The organism is Acinetobacter sp. NigerLNRRAM0016 (assembly GCF_054112845.1).
On sequence record NZ_JBSYVT010000015.1, the window covers coordinates 12,566 to 35,188 of the forward strand.

The following is a 22,623-nucleotide window of genomic DNA, read 5'->3' on the forward strand; positions in this document are numbered from 1 at the left end:
GGCAGTCGCATGTACAAGGTACGACTTAGCCCGTTAGTTTCAGCGATAATTTTATCGGGCTGTTCAAGTATGGCTTTTGCTCAACTTGGGCAAAATTTATCAGTAGATATTCGATCATTGGCCATGGGGAATGCGGTTACAGCCGATCCTCCAGGGGTCAGTGCAGTCCATTATAACCCAGCAGCACTCACCAAAATTGAAGGGCTGCAAACCGATGTGCAGGGTATTTTGGCTGACTTCAACATTAAACGTCAGTATTCTGCACCTGAAGGCTATAACGTTTTTGGCTATTCAGATGATCCTTTGGTTTGTAATGATGGTCCAGAAGTCGCTTCAGATTTATGTACTGACTACAAAGGTGCGGTAAATGGCGATGTAGAATACATCAGCCTGTATGTGCCTATTTTAAAAAAAGTGGTGGATTTAGGTGAGGGTATGCCAATGCTGGCACCAACAGCAGGTGCCGCCTATAAGCCGCCAGGTTCAAAAACCACGTTTGCAACAGCCTTCTATGCACCGTTGGTTGCGGGCTTTGGTGCTGAAAATGGTAATCCCAGTAATTTTATGGGGCAACAAGTTGCCTTAGAACGTTTTACCTATTTATCACCATCCATCGCTTATGAAGTGAATGATGAACTTTCGATTGGTGCTTCGGTGGGAATGTCCTATCAAGCCTTTGCTTTAAAAACCGATTTACGTTTTCCCAATGAAATGATTGGGATGCTGCGTATGATTGATGAGGTGGTGTGTACCCCGTTTAAAGACAACTCTGATGTCATCACCGACATTTTATTGCTCGGGATTTGTAATGCCGAAGAAGGCATGAATCCATTTGGCCGCTTTGGACGGATGGAAGTCGCTATGGAGCAGTCGCTGAGTCCGAGTTTTAACCTTGGGGTCATGTGGGAACCAACCGATGAGTTTAGTTTTGGTATGGTGTATCAAAGTGCAGCAAAAATGCGCTTAAAAGGTAAATACACCATTGATAACTCGAAGGCGCCCCGCGAGCTCATCAATGGTTTGATGTCTTCACCGACAGGACAGATTCTTGCGGCCATTCTTGGTTTTCCACAGAGTATTCCTGCATCAGAGTCTGGTCTGGTTTCGATGGATTTTGAATATCCACAACATATTCAGGCCGGGATCAAATATAAAATTTTACCTGATTTACAGGTCAATTTTGATGTGGGCTGGACGGATTATCGCGCTTGGGACAAATTCAAGTTTGAATTTGACCGCTCTATATCAGCTTTAAAAATTGCGAAATTGTTGTCGCCAGATATTACCGACAACAGTTTAGCCTTGCCGTTGAAGTTTGACTCACCTTGGAACTATGGCATCGGGATTGAATATTCAGCAACGGATCGTCTGAAATTACGTGCAGGATATGAGCCCCGGACCAGCGCGATTCCAGATGATAAGCGCAATACCATGGTCCCAATTAACAATGCCCAATTATTCGGTTTAGGGGTTGGTTATCGTTTTGATGCCGATACGGATCTGGATTTATCCATTGGTTATTTACGCAGTAAAGATAGTATTCCTGCAAATACCAGTAGCTTATCCAACCAAACTGGGGTGAACAATATTCTGCTGAATCCTTATGCAGGATTAAACGTAAAAACTGAAACCAGTATCACAATCTTAGGCTTGAGTTATCGTACGAAATGGTAAAACACAATAACAAGAATCAGCTTTTCGCATGGGTGTCATCTTCTACGTGGGTATTATGTGGAATGCTGGCATTGCCTGCGCATGCGGGTGAGTTTTATACCATTATTGGTCCAGATGGTCGCCCAATGGTGATTCCGCGTGTACCCTCGGAAACCAAGCAAGTTGAAACCAAAACTCAGTTGGAACCTCAACAAGTAGAGAAAATTGAATCGAGGTTAAGTCAAACCCAGCAGACACCGTCTGTTCAGACTGCTGTACCAGTAGCAAAAGCTCAGATATCCCAACCACAAAACGCAGCAAAAGTTAAAGAAGAAACAGCACCAAAACCCCAGCCGCAATCGCTCAAGGGAAAACCCTCAATTTTCGCTCAGCCGTCGGAAGTCGTAGAAAATGTTCCAGCTAAAACTGTTGCACATCCAGCCAAGCTTAAAACTCAAGTTGAGTCATCAGTTGCTGTAAGTGTGCAACCTGTAGAGACTCCGAAACAAGCATCTCCTGTGCTTGTGACAAATATGAGTCCTCAAGAAGTTAGCTCATCAGCGCCAGCCAAAGACCTTACGCTGAGCAATAAAAATACTCAAACGACCACAACCGCTAAACAGGTAGATCGTGCACTCCATAAGATTGAGGCCAATACTGCAATCGAAAAAGCCACACGCCTAGCAAGTCCTCCAACTGCTGTTCCTGTCTCATCGAAGTCGACTTCGGATGGATTTCTTGAAATCAATGGCGATCGTTATGTCAAAAATGAATATCTAGAAGGGCAAGAGTTTAATTTAGAAAATAAAAAACGCTTTTACGTGATGCCAGAAGGGGTGGTGGACAAAGAATTAGGTGCACCGCGCTTACAAGTGGTGGAGCGTGAAAAAGGTGTGAACCAAGGTGTGCTGGATCGACTTTTTAAATCGACGCAACCTACTGAAAATATAGTCATTACTTTATCAACCCAATATTACCCGATTGCCAAAGATCAAGTGGTGCAGAGTCTGGGACAAGCGTGTTATAGCGATAAAAAAATCAAAAAAGCCAAAATTCTGAAAGCACAGCAGGATGTCAATGTCTGGCCTCGGCAACCGTTGAAGGATCAGTTTGATTATGAAGTAGTTGCTGTTCAGGCAGGTATCAAAAATGTACAGCTCAGTTCTTATGCTTCTAGTCAGGATCAGCCGAGTTTTTACTGGCCATTCGTAGCATTTCTAGACGAATCAGGATGCGTGATTGAAGGGGTGACGGGCTTTAAAAATCAGAATCGGGAAGAAAACAAGTATCACTATGCGGTGATGGACGGCATGTTACAACTGCCGACACAGACCCGTTATATTTTGATGACGCCTTTACTTTCGGCAGTAGATGTTGAAGACCAAATATTAAGTAATCAAGGACAAATCAAACTAACAGCCATTCGTTAGTTGAGAATTAGAGTGATAGGAATGAAAAATAAATATTTATTAACTTTGGCACTTTCGACGTTGGTAGCAGGACTCACAGGCTGTGGTGGTGAAAGTGCGAATGTTATTCCTGAGAAAAATAATAACAGCACGGTCAATGGTAGTTGTAGTGCTGGCGCCAATAATTGTATTGAATTCGCACTTGATTATCCTTTGGATGGACTGAACTTTTCTTGTAGTAGTGATACGCAAAACACCTTTGTCACTTTGATGGATCTCGATAATGGAGTGGCAACAGGCACCTGTAATTATAGTGATACGGTGAATGTATTTTTGTTGGGTAAAGCGGACAAGCGTATTGCTTTGGGATCGTTCCCAATTAGTAATATTGCCTTGGTCAGCACCAATCAAATTCCACGCTTAACTGTATTGGACATTGCAGTGGGAATGACCAACCGTAATGCGACTGTGTTAGATCCAAGTGATGTCACGGTCAAGACTGCCATGAATTTGGTCAAAATTATTCAGGCTCTGGCACTACAGCAGAAAACCATTAACACGAAAACGGATATTCAAGCGCTGTATATGAATGATTCGATTCGTGAAGGTCTAGATAAAATTACCAATTCTGTCACGGCGCAGCAGATGGTGAATGGCGATTATGCGGCAATCCTTAAGCCATGGTTAGATGTGTCGGTCATTTCAGATGCTGAGGCATTTGAGGTGGTCAGCAAGTTATTAAATATTAGTAATGCCGCCGTGTATCAACCTGAATTTTCTTTGTTTTCAACTTCAGGTAGTGTCATTAGCAGCTTAACGGGTTCTGATGGTTTAACAGGCTGTAATAAGGATGTGTGTGAAGCCAATGACACCACCACCAAACATTTGTTTGGGCACTTTATGTTACTGACCGATCGTCAAGGCTATACTTTCGGTAGTGGTTTGCAATGGCGGGGTTTGGCAAAATCGGGACTCACGTCTATTGCAGGGGTGAATGCGGAATTAATTCGCAGCTATAAACCCACCCAAATGACGGCCTTACCGCAAAATCACTGGATTAATCCACTGAACAAACGCATTGATCAAAATTATTATATTGGTGTGAATGATCCAAATTCAGAAGATCTGATTATCAATCAGGGCAAGCTGTATAACGATTATATGATTGCGGGTAAGGAAAAGTTCTACAAGCTGCTCACGCAAAAAACCACGGTAACTTCTGAAGACCTCAAAGATTTGGGGCAGTGGCAACAACGTTATGGAGTGAGCGATACCTATAAAGGCTCTCTGGATATTTTTAAAGTTTATCCAATTACTTATCTAGACAAGCAAGTGTTTAAATCTAACAGCAATGTTGCGACAGGGGAGAGTTATATTTTTCCACTCTACGCCGATCTGACTTTCAAATTTAGCGAGAGCAGTGTGCCGAGTCTAAAATTGGGGATCGTGATTGATGAAAATGGTGATATCCGCACCAACATGAAAGCTGCTGCTACCGATACAGATATGAGTACAGGCAGTTGTAGTCTAAGCGTTGCAAGTAATTTAAAAGACAGTAATGGCGTACAGCAATACCGCATTGGTACGACTTCACGAGCTTTTATTGATGATCGTGCAATTTCAATCCGCATGATTTTGGGGGATGAAGCATTAAAATCGGTGAATGGTGCATTGGTTGGGGTCAACTCCACCATTCAAACCTCGGCTGCAGGTGAAAGTATTGTGGTCGGTGGTGCACTGATTCATTTACAGAATTTGTTAAATGCTTCGGCAGGTGGTACAGGACGGATTAGCTTTACCGATTCGGCGGGTGAAACTGTGAAATGGGCAAATAGTTATGCCAGTTTCCAGAAGGTTTATAATGCCAACAATACCGATGAAACCGCAGATGACACCGCCTTGGCAAAATTAAGTGGGGGAACTTTGGAAATGAGTCTAGCCTCTTGCTACGCGGTGAAGATGAAAAGCTAAATCCTTTTCATACAGACTAAAAAGCCGATTCAATTGAATCGGCTTTAATCTTTAATACATTGGTTAAAACTGTTTAACCGGTATGATCCAGACGTGTACCCAAGGTTTCTAAATGGGTGATAAATTGATTGCTTTGACGATCGGCAAAATAATGTTTTAAGGTTTGTTCTACGCTTGGGAAAGCCAGTTCCATCCATGGAATTTCATGTTCTTCAAATAGACGGCATTCAATACTTTCTTCACCAGCACCAAAAACGCCATCAATCAGTTGACCTTTAAACAGCACATAAATTTGCCCAATACGGGGAATATTGTACATACAATAAAGTTGTTCGATGTCTACTTCTGCTTGTGCTTCTTCACGAGTTTCACGTGCAGCACCTTGCTCCATGGTTTCAAATAATTCCATGTAGCCTGCTGGCAAAGTCCATAAACCATAGCGTGGCTCAATGGCACGACGGCAAAGCAGGACTTTATCTTCCCAAAGGGCTAAAGCACCACAAATAACTTTGGGATTTACATAATGAATCTGACCACATTCTGTGCAAACGCGACGTAATTGATGATCGCCAAGCGGGATTTTTTCAGTCGTTTTGTGTCCACAATTTCCACAGAAGTTCATATTCATCATCAATGATAAAGGTGCCACTCAGCATAACTGAAAAAAACAAGTTTGACATCTATTCTCTCCAATCCGATCAAAATTCAGCTATGATGAAATCAAGAAGAATAGAGGTGAGTGATATGGATGATCGTTCATTAACACATGTATTACAGCAGCATTTAAGATTTTCAACCCGTAAGCGGGAAGCTGAAGCTGCTGTGTTAATTGCGATTACCGATGAAACAGACCCTAAAGTATTATTAACCCGCCGTTCTGTGTATTTATCTAATCATGCTGGTGAGGTTTCTTTTCCGGGGGGAAAACGCGATCCGCAGGATACCAGTAATATTGTGGTGGCACTCCGAGAAGCTCAAGAAGAAACCGCTTTAAATCCGTTTGATGTGCAGCTACTGGGTGATTTACCCATGCAAAAAGCGCGTAATGGCATGTTGGTCAAACCGATTGTTGGACTGATTCCACCTCAAGTTGAACTGATTGCTCAACCTTCCGAAATTGATCGTATTTTCTTTGCCTCATTACGACATTTAATGGATGCACCGCCTACGCCACATGAAGTACGTTATGCACAGCAGTCTTTGTATTTTCCCAGTATGCGGGTTGAAGATGAAATTGTCTGGGGACTTACAGCCAGAATGCTGATTTCACTGTTTCAGTATGGATTGAATTATCAAAAGGAATGGCCGTTTTTATTAAATTCGCCATTATTTTATGCCCAGCAGGCATTATTAAAAACCAAAGGACGTAATTAAACATGATGTACAAATTTGCAGGACATGCACCGAAAGCCACGCATGCTCCCTTTGATGGCTGGGTGGCAGACAATGCCACTGTGATTGGTCAGGTGGAATTGGGACAACAAGTGAGTGTCTGGTTTGGTGCAGTAATTCGTGCAGATAATTGCAGCATTCAATTGGGGGATTTTACCAATGTGCAGGAAAATGCGGTTTTACATACCGATGCAGGCATTCCCATGCAAATTGGCAATTATGTGACCATTGGGCATCAAGCCATGCTGCATGGTTGTACCGTTGGCGATAACTCTTTGATTGGCATCAATGCCGTGATTTTGAATAATGCAGTGATTGGTAAGAATTGTATTATTGGCGCGAATGCTTTAATTCCAGAAGGTAAGGTGATTCCAGATAATTCCTTGGTGATGGGTTCCCCAGGGAAAGTGGTGAAAACGCTAGATGCTGATGTTGAAGCCCAGTTGAAACTGAGTGCTTTGCATTATGCCGAGCATTATAAGAAGTTTACGCAATTGGAAGTTTTTGAGTTTTAATTCAATAGCATGTTTAAAACCAAGCAGTTGCTTGGTTTTTTTGTATCTGTGCTTGGAAATTCTCGCGTCCAAGATATGAGTGGAGTATCATAGCCCTCGTTTTTTAAGATTAAATTGAAGCAAGGTTGAGCATGAAATTGCTGGCATTAGAAACAGCCAATGAACAGTGTTCTGTTTCTATCGTAGATGAAAATCAAGAACTGTTTTTCCAATTGGATACGCGTGCAAAAGCTCAAACGCAAACCATTTTGCCGATGGTCGAGCAGGGCTATGCTCAACTCGGTCTGAATACCGCAGATTTAACCGCGATTGCATTTAGTCGCGGACCGGGCTCTTTTAGCGGTGTTCGTATTAATGCTGCGGTGACGCAAGCGCTGGCTTGGTCACATGATTTGCCCGTGATTCCTGTTTCAACCTTACAAGCTTTGGCGCAAGCTGCTTATCGACTGCATGGTTTAACTGCCGTGACTGCCGTGCTGGATGCCCGCATGAATGAAGTCTATATCGCCAGTTTTCAGTTAAATGAACAAGGCATTATGCAGGCGGTTGATACAGAACAGCTTTTAGATTATCAACAAGCGGCTCAAGTTGCTCAATTTACTTTAGTCGGTTCAGGTTCAGCTTTAATTAAGCCAGAAGCATTAGAATTCAAAGACATTATGGCAACCGCACAAGATATTGCACAGATTGCTCGTGTTGCTGCAAAACAGCAACAGTGGGTGGCAGCCGAACAAGCACTTCCGGTGTATTTGCGTGATAATGCGTGGAAAAAAATTCCAGAACAAGGCAAATCATAATTAGGATTTTGTATGGATCTTTTACTGCTGCTGAAAGCAGCGATTATGGGTATCGTTGAAGGTATTACCGAGTTTTTACCCATTTCGAGTACAGGACATTTAATTCTGGCATCAGAATTGATGAACTTCTGGACCAAAGAAAAAAGTGATGTATTTGTGGTTGCTATCCAGATGGGGGCAATTGCAGCAGTGATTTATGAATACTGGGCTCGCCTATGGGGTGCGGCAACGGGGATGTTCACGGGTGAACCGAAAGGTCGTCATTTGGGATTCAACCTGATTATAGCGTCTATTCCCATCATTATTATCGGTCTAACCTTTGGACAAATGGTTAAAGAATTATTATTCAATGACATTACCGTGGGGATGGGGCTAATTATTGGTGGTTTGATTATCATGTGGATTGAAAGAAATCCACCGAAAGTCAATGCACAAGAAGTGGATAACATCAGCTATAAAGAGGCGATCTGGATCGGTCTGATTCAGGTACTGTCTTTAATCCCGGGTACTTCGCGTTCAGGAGCCACCATTATTGGGGCAATGTTCCTTGGCGTGTCCCGTAAAGCAGCGACCGAGTTTTCGTTCTTTCTCGGTATTCCCGTCATTGTTGGCGCAGGCTTACTCGATCTATATCAAAGCTATGATGTGTTCCAAACCACCGAAGATTGGACCGTGCTTGCTGTTGGTCTGATTGTTTCATTCATCTCGGCGTTAATTTTAATCCGTGCTTTGGTGGCTTATGTTGCGAAACGTGATTTCATGGTCTTCGCTTGGTATCGCATCCTTTCAGGCTTGGTGATTTTATTGTTTGCCTTTACAGGTTGGAAGTTATGGTAAGCGTAATGCGCTTATATGTGGAAACCCAGTTTCAGGAACAGGCACAGCACTATGCTGCTGTGCTCGCTTCACGTGGTGTTGCCGTTCAAATTGAAATCGTAGAAAAACTCAATGCACGTTTTCTACGTTTAAATCCTGAATTGGCACTTTGTGTAGATGAAGCTGGACTGTGGTTATGTGCCAATGGCATGAAAATGCAGCCTGACTGGCAAGCCGAAATTCCACGTTTGAAACGTGCGTCGCTCAAATCTGAGATGATTGCACGTGCTTGCAATTTGGCTGAAAAGCCTAATTTGATTGATGCTACCGCAGGTTTGGGGCACGACACTTTGTTGTTGGCAACGCTCGGTGCCACCGTAACTTTGGTTGAACGACATCCGATTTTGTTTAGCTTGCTCGAAGATAGTCAGCAGCAAGCACTGAAAGATGCTTATCTTGCGCCGATTGTGTCGCGGATTCATTTGGTCTTTGCAGACTCTGCGGATTATTTAAAGCAATGTGCTGTGCAATCCCACTATCGTGATGTGGTGTATTTAGATCCAATGTTCCCACAACGTGATCAAAATCAGCAGGCTATCAAAAAGCAAGCGCAAGTCAAAAAGCAGATGCAATTGCTGCATATGCTTTTACCTGAAGATGGGGAAATGGATCTGGGCGATCAGTTGTTACCCTTGGCTCAACAGATTGCAAAACGGGTGGTGGTCAAGCGTCCTCGTTTGGCAGTATTTCTGAATGATCAGCAACCCGATACCCAATGGCAGGGCGATGCCTGTCGTTTTGATGCTTACTTTCAGCTCGATCATCAGACCTTAGGATAATTGCTTCATTATTGGGCAAAGATTTGTTATATAGTGAAAAATAATATTGATAAAAACCCGATCAAGCATAAACTAACTATGCGATGAAGCGAGTAGCACTAGCCACCTGAAAACCTTATGAAGATTGATTTCAAACCCTCCATTAATTTTTGGCACGATTTTAAAAGCAACCAAACGGCGGGACTGTGGCTATTCTTAGGTTCGCGACGTGCATTACAAATTGTCCATCCCTCGATCCTACAGCTGATTTTCTGGGGCATCTTGGGTGGTTGTGCCAATACCTTATTTAGCTGGCTAGGTGCAGGTGAAGTCGGTGACTTTAACTCGCAAGGTTTAGTCAGTTATGCACTATGGCCGTTTATTGCGTTAATCGTCGGGATTTTTCTGTCGCAACGGGTGAATAACCCGCGTTTGATGCTGGTTCCCGCGTTATTGTGGCTGGTGTTGGACACCCATATCGCCTTGCTACAAAGTTTAATCCAGTATTTGGGCATGATCGATGTCTTGCCATATGCCTTTTATGACTACCTGCCAACTATTTTTATGGTGCTGTTTGTTTGGCAGAGTTTGGCGGTGGTCTGGGTCTTTGCGCGAGAATTAAAATGGCCATGGTGGGAACGTGCGCTGATTATGCTGGCAACCCTGTTTACGCTGGTGGTGTGGCAGATGTCAGTCAAAAGCCAACCAATCTGGAAAGTTGAAGAGGTTGCCCCAACTTTTGCCGAAGATGCCTTTTATGCACAAAGCCGATTATTGAATAAGAATTTACAAGCCATTGAATATGGTGAATTTGCGCAGTCTCATTGGTATTTCTTGGGCGTGGCGGGTGCCAGTTACCAAGATGTGTTTATGTCTGAAGTAAAACGCATTCGTGAACAGTTTGATACGCGTTTTGGCACCTTTGGGCGCTCGTTGATCTTGGTGAACAATCCAGCGACACGCACCGAAATTCCAATTGCCTCACGTACCAGTATGGAGCTGGCGCTCAAACGGATTGGGCAACAAATGAATCGTGAGAGTGATGTACTGTTTCTTTATATGACTTCACATGGTTTACAGAACGAATTTGAGATGGAGAATGCGCCACTGGATTTGGCGCAGGTGGATCCGAAATGGTTAAGAGAGGCTTTAGACCGTTCTGGCATTCGCTGGCGAGTAATTGTGATTTCTGCCTGCTATTCAGGTAGTTTTGTGTCTGCCTTACAGAATGATAATACCTTGATTATTACCGCTTCTGCTGCGGATCGCGCATCCTTTGGTTGTTCCAATGAAGCAGACTATACCTATTTTGGACGTGCCTTCTTTGATCAGGCCATGCGTGAACAGCACTCCATGAAAGATGCCTTTGCACAAGCCAAAGACACTGTGGCGCAATGGGAAAGTGCTCAAGGTTTTGAGCCTTCAGAGCCACAATGGTCGATTGGTAAAAATATGGATTTGATGCTGCCACAACTCGAGCAGCGTCTATTTCCGCCTACCACAATGACTCCACCCGTTCAAGCGCAAGCGGTTGCGCATACACCCTAAAAAAGGAAACCAAGATGGAATTATTACAACAAAATCGCTGTTTTGATGGTGAGCAACGTATTTACCGTTTTAATTCCAACGTGCTGAAAGGCGATAGCCGTTTGGGTGTGTACTTGCCGCCTCAGGCACTTGACGGTGAGGCATGTCCTGCCTTGTTCTATCTTGCGGGTTTAACCTGTACCGAAGAAACTTTTGCGATTAAAGCGCATGCGCAACGTTTGGCTGCACAATTGGGGTTGATTTTGATTATGCCTGATACGTCACCACGCGGGGATCAAGTAGCGCAAGGCGATCATTGGGATATCGGTCAGGGTGCTGGCTTCTATATTAATGCCACGCAAGCGCCGTGGGCTGAGCATTATCAAATGGAAAGCTTTATTGCGGATGAACTTTACACTTTAGTGTTGCAACAGTTCCCGATTCAGCAGCATCGTGTAGGTATTTTCGGACACTCTATGGGTGGACATGGCGCATTAACACTGGCATTTAAATATCCAGAGAAGTTCAAATCAGTTTCTGCCTTTGCCCCGATTTGCGAACCAAGCCAATGTCCGTGGGGAGAAAAGGCCTTTTCAAACTATTTAGGCAATGATCAATCGGTTTGGAAGCAGCATGATGCGACGGCTTTGGTGGGTGAGAAAGGCGCCTTGTTTAATGAAATTCTGATTGATCAGGGCTTACAAGATCAGTTCTATGCACAGTTACATCCTGCTGCATTTCAGCAAGCCTGTACGCAAGTCGGTCAAGCCCTGACTTTGCGTGAGCATGCAGGCTATGATCACGGTTATTACTTTATTCAAAGTTTTATGGATGATCATCTGCAATTCCATGCGGTACAACTTGAATCATAAGTTCGCCTGAAAAGCGGAGTTTTAACTCCGCTGCCATACTGCTTCAAATTCCTGCTGTGCCATACGGCTTAAATGATCCAGTACCACCTTTTCTAAATGATCTAGCTTTTCTGCGGCTGCAGTAATTTCTACAGCTAAGTATTCCGTCTGTGGAATCAGGCTTACCTGTGCTTCTGGCATGATAATTTCAAATTGCTGCTCAGATTCTTTCACTTCAAATTTATGTTTCCAGTGATTATATAAACGCTTGGCGATACGGGCAGATTCTAGTGTGGCAATTTGACTGCTGCTTTTCATTTTTTTCGACCATGATGTAGGACCTTTACCATAACAAATTTACTGCGCTTGAACAGTAGTCCATTGCAACGCAACGTTGCAAAAATGAAATGTCACAGACCTGAGTCACAGTTTGCTATAATATCCGCATTAAAATCATGAACTCTCAGGTTGACCCATGTCTAAGCCTTATTTAATCGCTCCTTCAATTTTATCTGCTGACTTTGCACGTCTGGGCGAAGATGTTGAAAAAGTATTAGAAGCGGGCGCTGACGTGGTGCATTTTGATGTAATGGATAATCACTACGTTCCAAATTTGACATTTGGTGCAGGGGTTTGTAAGGCATTAAAAAACTACGGCATTAAAGCACCGATTGATGTGCATTTAATGGTTTCACCAGTCGATCGTATGATTGGTGATTTCTTGGAAGCTGGTGCAGATATTATTACGTTCCATCCAGAAGCGTCTGAGCATATTGACCGTTCTTTACAGTTGATTAAAGCGGGTGGTGCAAAAGCGGGTCTGGTTTTCAACCCTGCAACGCCATTGCATTATCTTGACTATGTGTTGGATAAAGTCGATCAAATTCTTTTGATGAGCGTGAACCCAGGTTTTGGTGGGCAGAAGTTTATTCCAATGACTTTGGAAAAATTGCGTCAGGCACGTAAGATCATTGATGCTTCTGGTCGTGACATTCGTTTAGAAGTGGATGGTGGCGTGGGTCCTACCAATATCCGTGAAATTGCGGAAGCGGGCGCAGATATGTTTGTTGCTGGTTCAGCGATTTTTGGTAAGCCAGATTATAAAGCTGTGATTGATGATATGCGTGCTGAATTGGAAAAAGTCGGTTCAGTGAACGTCTAAGTCCTGTGAATAAATGCTATACGAGTTGTGGATAACTTTGTGGGTAAGCTTGTAGATATCTATGTAGATAACCTTATGGATATCTCGTTTAAACAATAAACAATTTCACATCAAGCGTTTATAGATTAGACTTATTATGTATAAAAAGAGTACATTTGTGCTCTTTTTTATTACAATTACTGCTTGAAAAAATTGTTGTTTTATTCAGCAGGGCTTAAAAACCACACAGATTAAAAAGTAATTAATCTCGAAAAAATGATTTGGCTGAATGTCAGATGAAAGTGGGGATTTGTTAGAAAAAATTGTGCAACACTCATTTCTTGGTTATGCTGTATAGATGCATTTTGCTGAATTGACCTTGTTGATATAGGGTATATAAGGTGTCCACTACGCTCCGCAGACAATCTTGGTTTGTTTGCCTGATGGCTTTTGTCATGGGGTGGAGTGGTCTTGTCTATGCATCAAGCATGCCGATGCATGCAAAAATGATGCAACAACAATGGTCAGAGGTTCAGCAGCCGTCCACGCAAAATGTTGCAGAACATCAGCAGCATCAAACTGTGCCTCAGGCTCAGCCCGATTGCCATGCCGCTGCGCCTATGCAGCATCAACAGCATCTGGCACAAATGGATTTACAAAAGCCCTGCGATAGTCATTCGAGTAGTAGTACGCCTGTAAAGCAATGTGCTGATTGTGCGCAATTGCATTGCCAGACTTTAAGCGTCTGGCTGGATACCGCAGTGGCAGATCCACTCCTTCATTTTTCATCAGACCCAGCAACCAATTTGCATGGCCGTTATACAGCGCAGCACTTGATTGGTTATTGGCAAGAGATTCTTCGACCGCCCAAAGCTTAACTTTATTCAAAACAAATTTTTATTAATTTCATGAATAAAGGTATAAGTCATGTCTATTATATTTCGTCAAAGCCTCATGCTTGGGCTATGTCTATTCTCATCTTCATGGGCACTTGCCGCAGTCAAAGAATATCATTTGACTATTGATGAAGGAGTGGTCAATGTTACAGGGAAACCGTTAAAACGAATTACCGTGAACGGAAAATTTCCAGCCCCATTACTCGAATTTGAAGAGGGTGATGAGGCGGTTATTCATGTACATAACAATCTAAAAAATCAGGACTCTTCATTGCATTGGCATGGTTTATTGTTGCCAGGTTTAATGGATGGCGTGCCTGGATTTAACGGTTTTAAAGGCATTAAACCGAATGCAGATTTTGTCTATCGTTTTAAAGTTCGTCAAAATGGTACCTACTGGTATCACGCGCATTCCAAAGGTCAGGAACAGGATGGTCTTTATGGCGCCTTGGTGATTTATCCTAAAGGCAAACAACCAGTTGCAGAGCATGAGCAAGCGCAACGTGATTATGTGGTGATGCTGTCCGACTTTCATGAGTCGAGCAGTGAGCAGATCATGAAAAATCTGAAAAAGTCGGCAGAGTATTACCAGAATCAGCGTGAAACTGTGGCAGATGTGTTCAAGCAAACACAGCGTGAAGGCGTAAAAAATACTTGGCAAGACCGTTCCATGTGGAACCAGATGCGTATGCTCAAGACCGATTTGTCTGATGTCACGGGTTATACCTTCTTGGTGAATGGCAAAACGCCTGAACAAAACTGGATAGGTGCATTCCAGCAGAATGAAAAAGTGCGTTTGCGCTTTATCAATGCTTCCGCGATGTCATTTTATGATGTCCGTATTCCCAACTTAAAAATGATCGTGGTTAGTGCTGATGGACAGCCTGTCAAGCCTGTCGCTGTAGATGAATTCCGTATTGGCACGGCTGAAACCTATGATGTTATTGTAGAGCCGAAACAAACGAAATATCAGATTGAAGCGGAATCGATAGACCGTACAGGTTTTGCAATCGGAACTTTACAGCCTGAAGGCAGTGCTAAAACTCCCATTACGATGCCCACTCCGCGATCACGTGCATTATTGACCATGGAAGATATGGGACATGGTTCAAATCATGCAAGCATGCAAGGTATGAATCACTCGCAAATGAATCATGTAGGCATGCAAGGTATGGATCACTCGCAAATGAATCATGCGGGCATGCAAGGTATGGATCATTCCAAAATGAATCATGCAGCTATGCAAGACATGGATCATTCGAATATGAGTTCTGCATCATCACCAAACCAATCCCAATCGCCTACGAATGCTCCAGTGCAAGGTTGGGCGAATGCAGCAACACCACAAGGGCAAAAGGCCTTGCAATACTCGGATTTAGTTTCTTTGGAGCCACAGAAAGACACCCGACCTGCCGAACGCGAATTGGAAATCCGTTTGGGGGGAACTATGGAGCGTTATATCTGGACTATCAATGGCAAGAAATTTACCGACATGCAGCCCTTGCAAGTGAAATATGGTGAGCGTGTCCGTCTGAAATTTATTAATGACAGCATGATGGCGCACCCAATGCATTTACATGGCATGTTTATGCAACTGGAAAATGGACAAACTGCTGCCAATATGCCGAATAAGCACACCTTGATTGTTCCGCCAGGCAAAACCGTGACCGCATTACTGACTGCTGATGAGTTAGGTGAATGGGCCATTCACTGTCATCTGCTGTATCACATGTCTGCGGGCATGATGAGTAAGTTGGTGGTCGCAACTGTTGATGAGCAACAAGCCCAAGGAGCCAACACGCAAACGACACAACCATCAAAGCAAGGAGTTGAACATGCGCACTAAATTTTCTTTTATGGCGGTCAGCTCATCACTCTTGCTGCTTAGCTCAATGACTTGGGCTGAAACTGAGCATTCGATGGTTCATCAACATGAGCATGCTACGATGTCGATGCCTATGGAGACAGTGACTATGCCTGTGGAGGATGCAGGGATGGAACACAGTCAGATGCAGCATCAGTCTATGGTGATGTCATCTCCAGAGATTGATGCTGACCACAGTTCACATGCCAAAGAGCATGGTGGACAGATTTATCAATCGACTACGCTGGAAAGTCGGTGGTTACGTAATGAAGATGGTGAAGGTACTTTAAAATCCGAGTTGGAAACCCGCATCGGCACAGATGAAAACAAGCTGTTTATTAAACTGCATAGTGACAAAGCCGAATCGCATCGTGCCGAGACCGAAGCCAAGGTACTCTATAGCCGCATGATTTCAGACTTTTGGGATGCGCAGGCAGGGATTCAGTACCGTAATGATCCGAACCGTGAGGTGGATGAAAACCAACTGGATGCGGTTATCGGCTTACATGGTATGGCACCGTATTTCTTTGAAACGGATGCCTATCTATATGCAGGTCAAGATCAGCAATGGCGTTTTAGCTTGGAAACCGAGCGAGACCTGTTATTGACGCAAAAACTGATTCTCAAACCTTATCTGGATCTGGATGTGGTTTTCAGTGACGACTCAAAATATGCCAAGAAAACAGGACTGAGCCGTATTGCGACAGGGCTGGAAACCCGCTATGAAATCAGTAAGCAGATTATGCCGTTTATTGATGTGTCTTACGAATACCAAAAGGGGAATGAGGAAACAACTTGGCAGCAGCTTACTAATTCTGAACAGGGCTGGCTCTATGGTGCAGGGATTCGCTTTAAATTCTAATTAAGATCTTTAGCTTTAATCTTAGTTAAATGGACCGGGTTGATTTTGTATCTAGTGATATAGATTCGGGATCAACTCGGTCTTTTTTATGGTGGAGATAAATCAGATTTGAAAATGTGTATTTGCGCTATTTTGAGGCAAATTTGCATATAATACAGTCCAGTTTTAGGAGGAACGACCTCCCTTGAGGCAAATTGAAAGGTTTTTGCACCAAGAAAATTCGTCAGGACGACCTGACTCTAATTGATTGGAGGAAGGCAAATGGCCTGGATTGTGTTGGTGTTGGCGGGCATGTTCGAAGTAATTTGGGCATATTCCATGAAAATGTCTGAAGGCTTTACACGTTTCATCCCGAGTGTAATCACCCTAATTTTTATGGTGCTGAGTTTTGCTTTGTTGGCGTATGCGATGCGCACTCTGCCCCTTGGCACAGCCTATACCATTTGGACGGGCATTGGGGTTATCGGCTCTTTTCTGGTAGGCATTTTTATTTTGGGTGAGCCTGCATCTGCACTGCGTATGCTAGCCGCCGTGCTGATTATTTCAGGGTTGGTGCTGATGAAAGTGGCATCCAATTAATTTCTGCTTTTTATCTATATGTCGCAGCACAGGAGTAAGCTATGCAACTTTCATTTATGTATATGCCCACGCCTGTGGGGCAACTGAAACTGGTTGCGCATGAAACCGCACTGGTAGCAGTACTCTGGCAAAATGAAAATCCAAAGCGTGTGCGTTTAGCTGAATTAGTTGAACAACAGGATCATCCAATTTTATGCGCAGCGCAGCAACAATTGGCTGAATACTTTGCAGGAACACGCCAGCAGTTCGATTTGCCTTTGGACTTTGAAGGAACGGATTTTCAAAAGCAGGTCTGGCAAGCGTTGTTACAAATTCCTTATGGTGAAACCCGCAGTTATAAACAGATAGCGGAACAATTGGGCAATCCCAAAGCAGTACGTGCTGTAGGTGCTGCCAATGGCAAGAATCCGATTTCAATTATTGCACCGTGCCATCGGGTGATTGGCGCGAGTGGAAAATTGGTGGGTTTTGCGGGTGGGTTGGACAATAAACAGATACTTTTAAAACTTGAGCAACTTCAATAAACTCATTATTAAGTAAAAAATGATTGCACAGATTTTTGCACCGCTATGGTCCACATTCGGGTGGATACTCTTACTGTTTATTGCCATTGCTCTATTCAAAGCATTCAAACCCTTTTTAAAAGGGAAAATGGGAGAGTTTGCAGTGAGTGCCCATGTCAAACTGTATTTAGATAAAGACCATTATATTTTATTGAATGATTGTACTTTGCCTGATGAGCAGAACCAGACCACGCAAATTGATCACATTTTATTGAGTCCATTCGGAGTGTTTGTGATTGAAACCAAAAACTACAAAGGTTGGATTTTTGGTGGAGAACGTCAAAAAATGTGGACACAAAAAATCTATAAAAAGAGTTTTAAATTTCAAAATCCCTTGCATCAAAACTATAAGCATCAGAAAGTTTTAGAAGCGGTTTTGGCGGATATTTTAGACTCAGCACTGATTCATTCTGTGGTGGTGTTTATGCCCGATTGTGAGTTTAAAACCCAGATGCCACAGAATGTGTTTCGGGGTGCTGCTTGGACAGATTACATCAAGAGCTTTGCTGATCCTGTTATTTCGCCAATGAAGTTAAAACGGATTCAATTACGGATTGAAAAAGAAGTGCTGGAAAAGTCGTGGAAAACCAATCGTCAGCATGTCGAGAATTTAAAGACCTATCGTGGTGAATAAAAATAACCCCGCAATGTCACTTGGTCATTGCGGGGTGAGTATATCCTTTTAGAAACGCTTTGGAATTTTCTGTCCATTCGGGACAGGGGTTTCAGCTTGTTTTAACACGCTAAACAACCAAGTTTCTGCATGTTGCACTGCGATTTTGAGTTCATCGCCCATCGCCAGACGACCCGCAATAAAGCTGGCAAGTGAGCAACCTGAGCCGTGGTATTCACCAGCCAAACGCGGGCAGTGACTTTCAGCGACAAATTCACCATCCACATATAAAACATTACGAATATAGTCGGCAGTCTGTTCATGTCCACCTTTGACCAATACCGCTTTGGCACCCATTTCAAACAATTTCTGGGTCGCAGCTTCGAGGTCTTGTTCACCTGTGAGGGCGCGTAATTCCACCGTGTTTGGCGTAATGATGGTTGCGAGGGGAATCAATTCGACAAAGGCTTTGACCAGCGTGGCTTGATCCCCCAATGAGCCGCCACTATTGGCAACCAAAACCGGGTCAAGTACATAACGGTACTCAGGATGTTCACGCAAAAACTCAGCCAACGCGGCAATATTGTCGGTTGTACCCAACATGCCAGATTTCACGCACTGAATAGGCAAATCGCCCACTACGGCATGTGCCTGTGCCAAAAGCAATTCTTTCGTAGTTGCCTCAAAGCCAAACACTTGTTGTGAGTTTTGAATCGTCAGTGCGGTACACGCAATTGCGGCATGCGCACCACTTTGACCAATCGCCTCAATATCTGCTTGTAAGCCAGCACCGCCAGAAGGGTCTAAACCCGAAAAGCAAAGTACAGTAGGGCGCATGTACATTTCCTTAATACATTAAATTTGCGATAGTATAGGCAACTTTGAGCGAAGTCTCGAGCGTAATTTTTCGGGTTTAGGGTCGGGTTGTGATTAAGAATATATTGATTGATTTAGATGGAACACTAACAGATCCCAAAGTGGGTATTACCACCTCTGCACGTTATGGTTTGGCAAAAGTGGGGCATCCAATTCCAGAGTCGGAGAATATCGACTGGATTATTGGCCCACCGTTAAAAGCCTCTTTGGCCAAACTACTGAATGTCGACAGCAATGATGTTTTGGCAGATCAAGCTTTATTTGGCTATCGGGAACGTTTTGCGGTCACTGGGCTATTTGAAAATCATGTGTTTGACGATGTGGCTCAGACTTTAGCGGCTTTGAAGAACAAAGGTTATCGTTTGTTTTTGGCGACTGCGAAACCAGAAGTCTATGCACGTCAAATTTTAGATCATTTTGAACTGTTGCAATATTTTGACTATCCTTATGGTAGCGAACTGAATGGCGATCGGACCAATAAAGTCGAGTTGATTGCCTATATTTTAGAAAAAGAACAGCTCAAGCCTGAAGAATGTTTGATGGTGGGTGACCGTGAACACGATATTTTCGGTGCACGCAGCAATGGCATTGAAACCGTTGCGGTGGAATATGGCTATGGTTCTGCAACCGAACTGGATCAGGCTCAACCGAAGGCACGTATTCAACGTTTTGCCGATTTGTTGAACCTGATTTAATTTTGCAGTGATTGATAGCGTAGCCCCACTTTTCAGTACATAGCAAAGTGGGGTTATGTATTTTTAAATGCCGAGTGTTCTGCGGATTTCATTGGCGAGAACAGCAGGATTGGCCTGTTGATGCGGAATGGTCAAACTTTTAAAACCATCGCCTCGGAATTTACGATCTACTTCTAACAGCACATGGGTTTGATGTTGTTCTGCGACGAAGGACACTTCAACTTCATTGATACCACTAAACAACTGTGCAGGTTTAAACTCTAATTCTTGGTAGCAGCCAAGGGTAGAGTAAAAGCCGTTGCCACGCAGTTGACCCTTTTCCACATCCGCCGTGATCAAATGTAAACCGCATTGCTGCATGGCTTGAATAAAGGCATGCATGGTGGGTGTAGGGCTAATTTGTAGATAATCTTTATCGGTTGCATCTAGTCCCCAATCTACATCTAAATGGGTGTGTAACCAAACACGGGTTTTATTCATTCGGCAGGTTATGTCCGTCAATGGCGTTTCAAAAGGCAATTGAATTGAAAACGGGAAGCTATGCGTCTGGTTGGCAAGTAATTCAAACGCACCACTAATATGCCATTCGGCAATGCTCAAATTGGTGTTGTATTCCGAGTCATTCGATTCTACTTCTGCGCTGGTCATTAACTTTAAGTAGATGCCATTGATGTGTTTGTTCGAAGCCGCACCCTTAAAAATCACTTCACCATTCAGCACTTGCCCTGCTTGTAATTGGCTGTTGTGGAGACGGGTGTCCACCTGAATGCCTTGCAGACCTAAGCTCGACATGAGTTTATTTAACATGATGTAAAAAATCCAAAAAGATCAGAAAACTAAGAAAGATCAGAAAATGAAAAATAAATGATTTCTAAAATAAAGCAGCTCGAGATTAGCACAGTTCAGCTAAGCCTTAGCGCATATCTAAATACAAAGTTTCTTTAATTTCTTCCATCACAATATAGCTATGCGATGAAGCGGAAGAGGGCAATTTTTTCAGTAAATCACCCAATAAGCGTCGGTATGCACTCATTTCTTTTAAGCGGGCTTTGACCAGATAATCGAACTCGCCTGAAATTAGATGACACTCTAAAACCTCAGGAATTTCGACCAAATCACGTGCCACTTGGTCAAACACATCCCCCGATTTTGCGGAGAGTTTAATCTCTAAAAATACCAGTAAATTTCGATCCACCAAGGCAGGATTGAGCCGTGCATGATAGCCAGTAATAATGCCGTCCCGTTCCAGTCGCTTGACTCGTTCTGAGCAGGGAGTGGTGGATAAATTGACCCGAGATGCCAATTCACTAATCGCAATGCGGCCTTCCATTTGCAGAATATCCAAAATCAGGCGATCTACACGGTCTAATTTACGCATAAGCTTTTCTCTGTTTTTTGCCTTTCTTTAGTGAAAATTTCATGAATATCTCTTAACTATACCTATTAAATCAGTCAAATTCACTATTGATGTAGAAATATACTAGGTAAATAAACTGGCGGCATCAGTGAGAGAAAGGAAATGCGCGTAATCGTTTTAGGTAGTGGTGTAATTGGTGTAGCAAGTGCATATTATCTTGCGCAGCAGGGAGCGAAAGTCACTGTGTTGGATCGCCAAGCAGGTCCAGCAGAAGAAACAAGTTTTGGTAATGCAGGTCAAATTTCACCAGGGTATTCGACCCCTTGGGCAGCACCGGGCATTCCGTTTAAAGCAGTTAAGTGGATGTTCCAGCATCATGCGCCATTAGCCATCAATATGGATGGTAGCATGTGGCAGTTACAGTGGATGGCACAAATGCTGAAAAACTGTAATGCGCAAAGTTATGCAGTCAATAAAGAACGTATGACCCGTGTGGCGGAATACAGTCGTGATTGTTTACGTGACTTACGTAAAGACACAGGCATCAGCTACGAAAACCGTTCAAAAGGCACATTACAGGTGTTCCGTAATGAAGCGCAATTAGAAGCGGTACAACGTGATATTCAAGTTTTGAAAGAGTGTGGTGTGCCGCATGAGTTGTTATTGAAAGACGACCTTGCGCGTGTAGAACCTGCTCTGGGTTTTGCCAAAGATAAATTAGTCGGTGGTTTGCATCTGCCAAATGACGAAACTGGCGATTGCTACAAGTTTACCAATTCACTGGCAGAGATTGCCAAAGCCAATGGTGTAAATTTCCTGTTTAACCAAAACGTAGAACGTTTAGTGGTTGAAGGTGATGAAATCAAAGGTGTGGTGGTGAATGGCAAAGTCTTGACTGCAGACCGTTATGTGTTGGCGTTCGGTAGTTATTCACGTGATTTCTTAAAACCACTTGAGTTGAATTTACCAGTTTATCCAGTCAAAGGTTATTCATTGACGGTGCCAATTGTAGACCCTGCATTTGCACCGCAATCTACCGTTCTAGATGAAACTTACAAAATCGCGATTACCCGTTTTGACCAACGTATTCGTGTCGGTGGTATGGCAGAGTTAAGCGGTTTTAACTTGAAACTGAATGATGACCGTCGTGGCACGCTGGAAATGGTGACCAAAGATTTGTTCCCAGGCGGTGATTTACCGAATGCGACTTTCTGGACAGGCTTACGCCCGATGACGCCAGACAGCACGCCAATCATTGGTGCGACACGCTTCAAAAATCTGTTCTTGAATACAGGACATGGCACCTTAGGTTGGACCATGGCATGTGGCTCAGGCAAGCTAATCAGTGACTTGGTGATGAACCATAAACCAGACATCAGCATTGATGGTCTATCCATTGAGCGTTATTTGCACGCAGCATAATTCCTG

General features: G+C 43.4%; 24 protein-coding genes. 19 read left to right on the top strand and 5 right to left on the bottom strand.

The genetic code is table 11. From position 1 onward, the window contains the following. Positions 1 to 9: 9 nt before the first annotated feature. Genes filD through filF form a run of 3 tightly spaced genes read left to right on the top strand, consistent with a single transcriptional unit; the run spans position 10 to position 5,033 of the window. A complete protein-coding gene (gene filD / locus ACWQ4X_RS10800) occupies positions 10 to 1,674 on the top strand; it encodes a putative pilus system OmpP1/FadL family transporter FilD (protein ID WP_457903640.1) in 1,665 nt (554 codons plus the stop codon). Next, complete coding sequence (filE, locus tag ACWQ4X_RS10805; protein ID WP_457903641.1) at positions 1,668 to 3,083, top strand: putative pilus assembly protein FilE; 1,416 nt, start codon at positions 1,668 to 1,670, stop codon at positions 3,081 to 3,083. The genes filD and filE overlap by 7 nt, the downstream gene beginning before the upstream one ends. A gap of 21 nt (positions 3,084 to 3,104) precedes the next feature. Next, positions 3,105 to 5,033, top strand: a complete 1,929-nt coding sequence (filF, locus tag ACWQ4X_RS10810) for a putative pilus system protein FilF (protein WP_457903642.1) — start codon at positions 3,105 to 3,107, stop codon at positions 5,031 to 5,033. Between the two features lie 73 nt (positions 5,034 to 5,106). On the opposite strand, the gene ACWQ4X_RS10815 is transcribed toward filF, so the two are convergent. After that, positions 5,107 to 5,655 carry an NUDIX hydrolase gene (locus ACWQ4X_RS10815; protein ID WP_457903643.1) on the bottom strand — a complete coding sequence of 183 codons (549 nt, stop codon included), beginning with the start codon at positions 5,653 to 5,655 and terminating at the stop codon, positions 5,107 to 5,109. 122 nt (positions 5,656 to 5,777) lie between these two features. Between ACWQ4X_RS10815 and ACWQ4X_RS10820 the strand changes: the two genes are divergently transcribed. From ACWQ4X_RS10820 to fghA, 7 genes are all read left to right on the top strand, one after another. Next, positions 5,778 to 6,407: an NUDIX hydrolase gene (locus ACWQ4X_RS10820; RefSeq protein WP_161933689.1), complete on the top strand. Its 630-nt coding sequence runs from the start codon at positions 5,778 to 5,780 to the stop codon at positions 6,405 to 6,407. Positions 6,408 to 6,409: 2 nt separating this feature from the next. Next, positions 6,410 to 6,940 carry a gamma carbonic anhydrase family protein gene (locus ACWQ4X_RS10825; RefSeq protein WP_457903644.1) on the top strand — a complete coding sequence of 177 codons (531 nt, stop codon included), beginning with the start codon at positions 6,410 to 6,412 and terminating at the stop codon, positions 6,938 to 6,940. Between the two features lie 131 nt (positions 6,941 to 7,071). After that, positions 7,072 to 7,737 (top strand): tRNA (adenosine(37)-N6)-threonylcarbamoyltransferase complex dimerization subunit type 1 TsaB, encoded by a 666-nt coding sequence (gene tsaB / locus ACWQ4X_RS10830; protein WP_457903645.1) that lies wholly within the window; start codon positions 7,072 to 7,074, stop codon positions 7,735 to 7,737. A gap of 12 nt (positions 7,738 to 7,749) precedes the next feature. Next, complete coding sequence (locus tag ACWQ4X_RS10835) at positions 7,750 to 8,574, top strand: undecaprenyl-diphosphate phosphatase (RefSeq protein ID WP_142767885.1); 825 nt, start codon at positions 7,750 to 7,752, stop codon at positions 8,572 to 8,574. Further along, positions 8,568 to 9,392 (top strand): class I SAM-dependent methyltransferase, encoded by an 825-nt coding sequence (locus ACWQ4X_RS10840; RefSeq protein WP_457903646.1) that lies wholly within the window; start codon positions 8,568 to 8,570, stop codon positions 9,390 to 9,392. Before ACWQ4X_RS10835 ends, ACWQ4X_RS10840 begins: the two co-directional genes overlap by 7 nt. Before the next feature lie 117 nt (positions 9,393 to 9,509). Then, the gene (locus tag ACWQ4X_RS10845) at positions 9,510 to 10,919 is read left to right on the top strand and encodes a C13 family peptidase (protein WP_374529679.1); all 1,410 of its coding nucleotides are present in this window, start codon (positions 9,510 to 9,512) and stop codon (positions 10,917 to 10,919) included. Positions 10,920 to 10,933: 14 nt separating this feature from the next. Then, the gene (gene fghA, locus ACWQ4X_RS10850; protein ID WP_457903647.1) at positions 10,934 to 11,770 is read left to right on the top strand and encodes an S-formylglutathione hydrolase; all 837 of its coding nucleotides are present in this window, start codon (positions 10,934 to 10,936) and stop codon (positions 11,768 to 11,770) included. Between the two features lie 21 nt (positions 11,771 to 11,791). On the opposite strand, the gene ACWQ4X_RS10855 is transcribed toward fghA, so the two are convergent. Beyond that, entirely contained in the window at positions 11,792 to 12,067 is a 276-nt protein-coding gene (locus ACWQ4X_RS10855; RefSeq protein ID WP_100242942.1) for a DUF2218 domain-containing protein, read from the bottom strand. Positions 12,068 to 12,224: 157 nt separating this feature from the next. Here ACWQ4X_RS10855 and rpe point away from each other — a divergent pair, with 157 nt between their 5' ends. From rpe to ACWQ4X_RS10890, 7 genes are all read left to right on the top strand, one after another. Then, complete coding sequence (gene rpe, locus ACWQ4X_RS10860; RefSeq protein WP_457903648.1) at positions 12,225 to 12,911, top strand: ribulose-phosphate 3-epimerase; 687 nt, start codon at positions 12,225 to 12,227, stop codon at positions 12,909 to 12,911. 380 nt (positions 12,912 to 13,291) lie between these two features. Next, the gene (locus ACWQ4X_RS10865) at positions 13,292 to 13,768 is read left to right on the top strand and encodes a hypothetical protein (RefSeq protein WP_457903649.1); all 477 of its coding nucleotides are present in this window, start codon (positions 13,292 to 13,294) and stop codon (positions 13,766 to 13,768) included. Positions 13,769 to 13,817: 49 nt separating this feature from the next. Beyond that, positions 13,818 to 15,632, top strand: a complete 1,815-nt coding sequence (locus ACWQ4X_RS10870) for a copper resistance system multicopper oxidase (RefSeq protein WP_457903650.1) — start codon at positions 13,818 to 13,820, stop codon at positions 15,630 to 15,632. Next, the gene (locus ACWQ4X_RS10875) at positions 15,622 to 16,512 is read left to right on the top strand and encodes a copper resistance protein B (RefSeq protein WP_457903651.1); all 891 of its coding nucleotides are present in this window, start codon (positions 15,622 to 15,624) and stop codon (positions 16,510 to 16,512) included. Before ACWQ4X_RS10870 ends, ACWQ4X_RS10875 begins: the two co-directional genes overlap by 11 nt. 261 nt (positions 16,513 to 16,773) lie before the next feature. Continuing rightward, positions 16,774 to 17,091, top strand: coding sequence for a DMT family transporter (locus ACWQ4X_RS10880; protein WP_457903652.1), 318 nt, complete (start codon positions 16,774 to 16,776; stop codon positions 17,089 to 17,091). A 41-nt stretch (positions 17,092 to 17,132) separates the two neighbouring features. Next, positions 17,133 to 17,615, top strand: a complete 483-nt coding sequence (locus tag ACWQ4X_RS10885; protein ID WP_457903653.1) for a methylated-DNA--[protein]-cysteine S-methyltransferase — start codon at positions 17,133 to 17,135, stop codon at positions 17,613 to 17,615. A gap of 19 nt (positions 17,616 to 17,634) precedes the next feature. Beyond that, positions 17,635 to 18,288 carry a nuclease-related domain-containing protein gene (locus tag ACWQ4X_RS10890; protein WP_457903654.1) on the top strand — a complete coding sequence of 218 codons (654 nt, stop codon included), beginning with the start codon at positions 17,635 to 17,637 and terminating at the stop codon, positions 18,286 to 18,288. 48 nt (positions 18,289 to 18,336) lie between these two features. On the opposite strand, the gene ACWQ4X_RS10895 is transcribed toward ACWQ4X_RS10890, so the two are convergent. Beyond that, the gene (locus tag ACWQ4X_RS10895) at positions 18,337 to 19,104 is read right to left on the bottom strand and encodes a hydroxymethylpyrimidine/phosphomethylpyrimidine kinase (protein ID WP_457903655.1); all 768 of its coding nucleotides are present in this window, start codon (positions 19,102 to 19,104) and stop codon (positions 18,337 to 18,339) included. Positions 19,105 to 19,193: 89 nt separating this feature from the next. Between ACWQ4X_RS10895 and ACWQ4X_RS10900 the strand changes: the two genes are divergently transcribed. Then, on the top strand, positions 19,194 to 19,838 hold the full coding sequence (locus tag ACWQ4X_RS10900; protein ID WP_457903656.1) for an HAD-IA family hydrolase: 645 nt from the start codon (positions 19,194 to 19,196) through the stop codon (positions 19,836 to 19,838). Positions 19,839 to 19,901: 63 nt separating this feature from the next. On the opposite strand, the gene ACWQ4X_RS10905 is transcribed toward ACWQ4X_RS10900, so the two are convergent. After that, a complete protein-coding gene (locus ACWQ4X_RS10905; protein WP_457903657.1) occupies positions 19,902 to 20,645 on the bottom strand; it encodes a sporulation protein in 744 nt (247 codons plus the stop codon). A 106-nt stretch (positions 20,646 to 20,751) separates the two neighbouring features. Beyond that, on the bottom strand, positions 20,752 to 21,216 hold the full coding sequence (locus ACWQ4X_RS10910; RefSeq protein ID WP_100242952.1) for an Lrp/AsnC ligand binding domain-containing protein: 465 nt from the start codon (positions 21,214 to 21,216) through the stop codon (positions 20,752 to 20,754). 141 nt (positions 21,217 to 21,357) lie between these two features. Between ACWQ4X_RS10910 and ACWQ4X_RS10915 the strand changes: the two genes are divergently transcribed. Beyond that, on the top strand, positions 21,358 to 22,617 hold the full coding sequence (locus ACWQ4X_RS10915) for a D-amino acid dehydrogenase (protein ID WP_457903658.1): 1,260 nt from the start codon (positions 21,358 to 21,360) through the stop codon (positions 22,615 to 22,617). The last annotated feature ends 6 nt before the right edge of the window (positions 22,618 to 22,623 follow it).

Excerpts from the sequence above, each read along its gene's own strand:
- ACWQ4X_RS10890 (WP_457903654.1), top strand. The coding sequence starts at position 17,635 with ATGATTGCACAGATTTTTGCACCGCTATGGTCCACATTCGGGTGGATA.
- ACWQ4X_RS10820 (WP_161933689.1), top strand. The coding sequence starts at position 5,778 with ATGGATGATCGTTCATTAACACATGTATTACAGCAGCATTTAAGATTT.
- fghA (WP_457903647.1), top strand. The coding sequence starts at position 10,934 with ATGGAATTATTACAACAAAATCGCTGTTTTGATGGTGAGCAACGTATT.
- ACWQ4X_RS10895 (WP_457903655.1), bottom strand. The coding sequence starts at position 19,104 with ATGCGCCCTACTGTACTTTGCTTTTCGGGTTTAGACCCTTCTGGCGGT.
- tsaB (WP_457903645.1), top strand. The coding sequence starts at position 7,072 with ATGAAATTGCTGGCATTAGAAACAGCCAATGAACAGTGTTCTGTTTCT.
- ACWQ4X_RS10825 (WP_457903644.1), top strand. The coding sequence starts at position 6,410 with ATGATGTACAAATTTGCAGGACATGCACCGAAAGCCACGCATGCTCCC.
- ACWQ4X_RS10840 (WP_457903646.1), top strand. The coding sequence starts at position 8,568 with ATGGTAAGCGTAATGCGCTTATATGTGGAAACCCAGTTTCAGGAACAG.
- ACWQ4X_RS10910 (WP_100242952.1), bottom strand. The coding sequence starts at position 21,216 with ATGCGTAAATTAGACCGTGTAGATCGCCTGATTTTGGATATTCTGCAA.
- ACWQ4X_RS10915 (WP_457903658.1), top strand. The coding sequence starts at position 21,358 with ATGCGCGTAATCGTTTTAGGTAGTGGTGTAATTGGTGTAGCAAGTGCA.
- ACWQ4X_RS10905 (WP_457903657.1), bottom strand. The coding sequence starts at position 20,645 with ATGTTAAATAAACTCATGTCGAGCTTAGGTCTGCAAGGCATTCAGGTG.
- filF (WP_457903642.1), top strand. The coding sequence starts at position 3,105 with ATGAAAAATAAATATTTATTAACTTTGGCACTTTCGACGTTGGTAGCA.
- filE (WP_457903641.1), top strand. The coding sequence starts at position 1,668 with ATGGTAAAACACAATAACAAGAATCAGCTTTTCGCATGGGTGTCATCT.
- ACWQ4X_RS10835 (WP_142767885.1), top strand. The coding sequence starts at position 7,750 with ATGGATCTTTTACTGCTGCTGAAAGCAGCGATTATGGGTATCGTTGAA.
- ACWQ4X_RS10885 (WP_457903653.1), top strand. The coding sequence starts at position 17,133 with ATGCAACTTTCATTTATGTATATGCCCACGCCTGTGGGGCAACTGAAA.
- rpe (WP_457903648.1), top strand. The coding sequence starts at position 12,225 with ATGTCTAAGCCTTATTTAATCGCTCCTTCAATTTTATCTGCTGACTTT.
- ACWQ4X_RS10875 (WP_457903651.1), top strand. The coding sequence starts at position 15,622 with ATGCGCACTAAATTTTCTTTTATGGCGGTCAGCTCATCACTCTTGCTG.
- ACWQ4X_RS10845 (WP_374529679.1), top strand. The coding sequence starts at position 9,510 with ATGAAGATTGATTTCAAACCCTCCATTAATTTTTGGCACGATTTTAAA.
- ACWQ4X_RS10815 (WP_457903643.1), bottom strand. The coding sequence starts at position 5,655 with ATGAACTTCTGTGGAAATTGTGGACACAAAACGACTGAAAAAATCCCG.
- ACWQ4X_RS10870 (WP_457903650.1), top strand. The coding sequence starts at position 13,818 with ATGTCTATTATATTTCGTCAAAGCCTCATGCTTGGGCTATGTCTATTC.
- ACWQ4X_RS10880 (WP_457903652.1), top strand. The coding sequence starts at position 16,774 with ATGGCCTGGATTGTGTTGGTGTTGGCGGGCATGTTCGAAGTAATTTGG.
- filD (WP_457903640.1), top strand. The coding sequence starts at position 10 with ATGTACAAGGTACGACTTAGCCCGTTAGTTTCAGCGATAATTTTATCG.
- ACWQ4X_RS10855 (WP_100242942.1), bottom strand. The coding sequence starts at position 12,067 with ATGAAAAGCAGCAGTCAAATTGCCACACTAGAATCTGCCCGTATCGCC.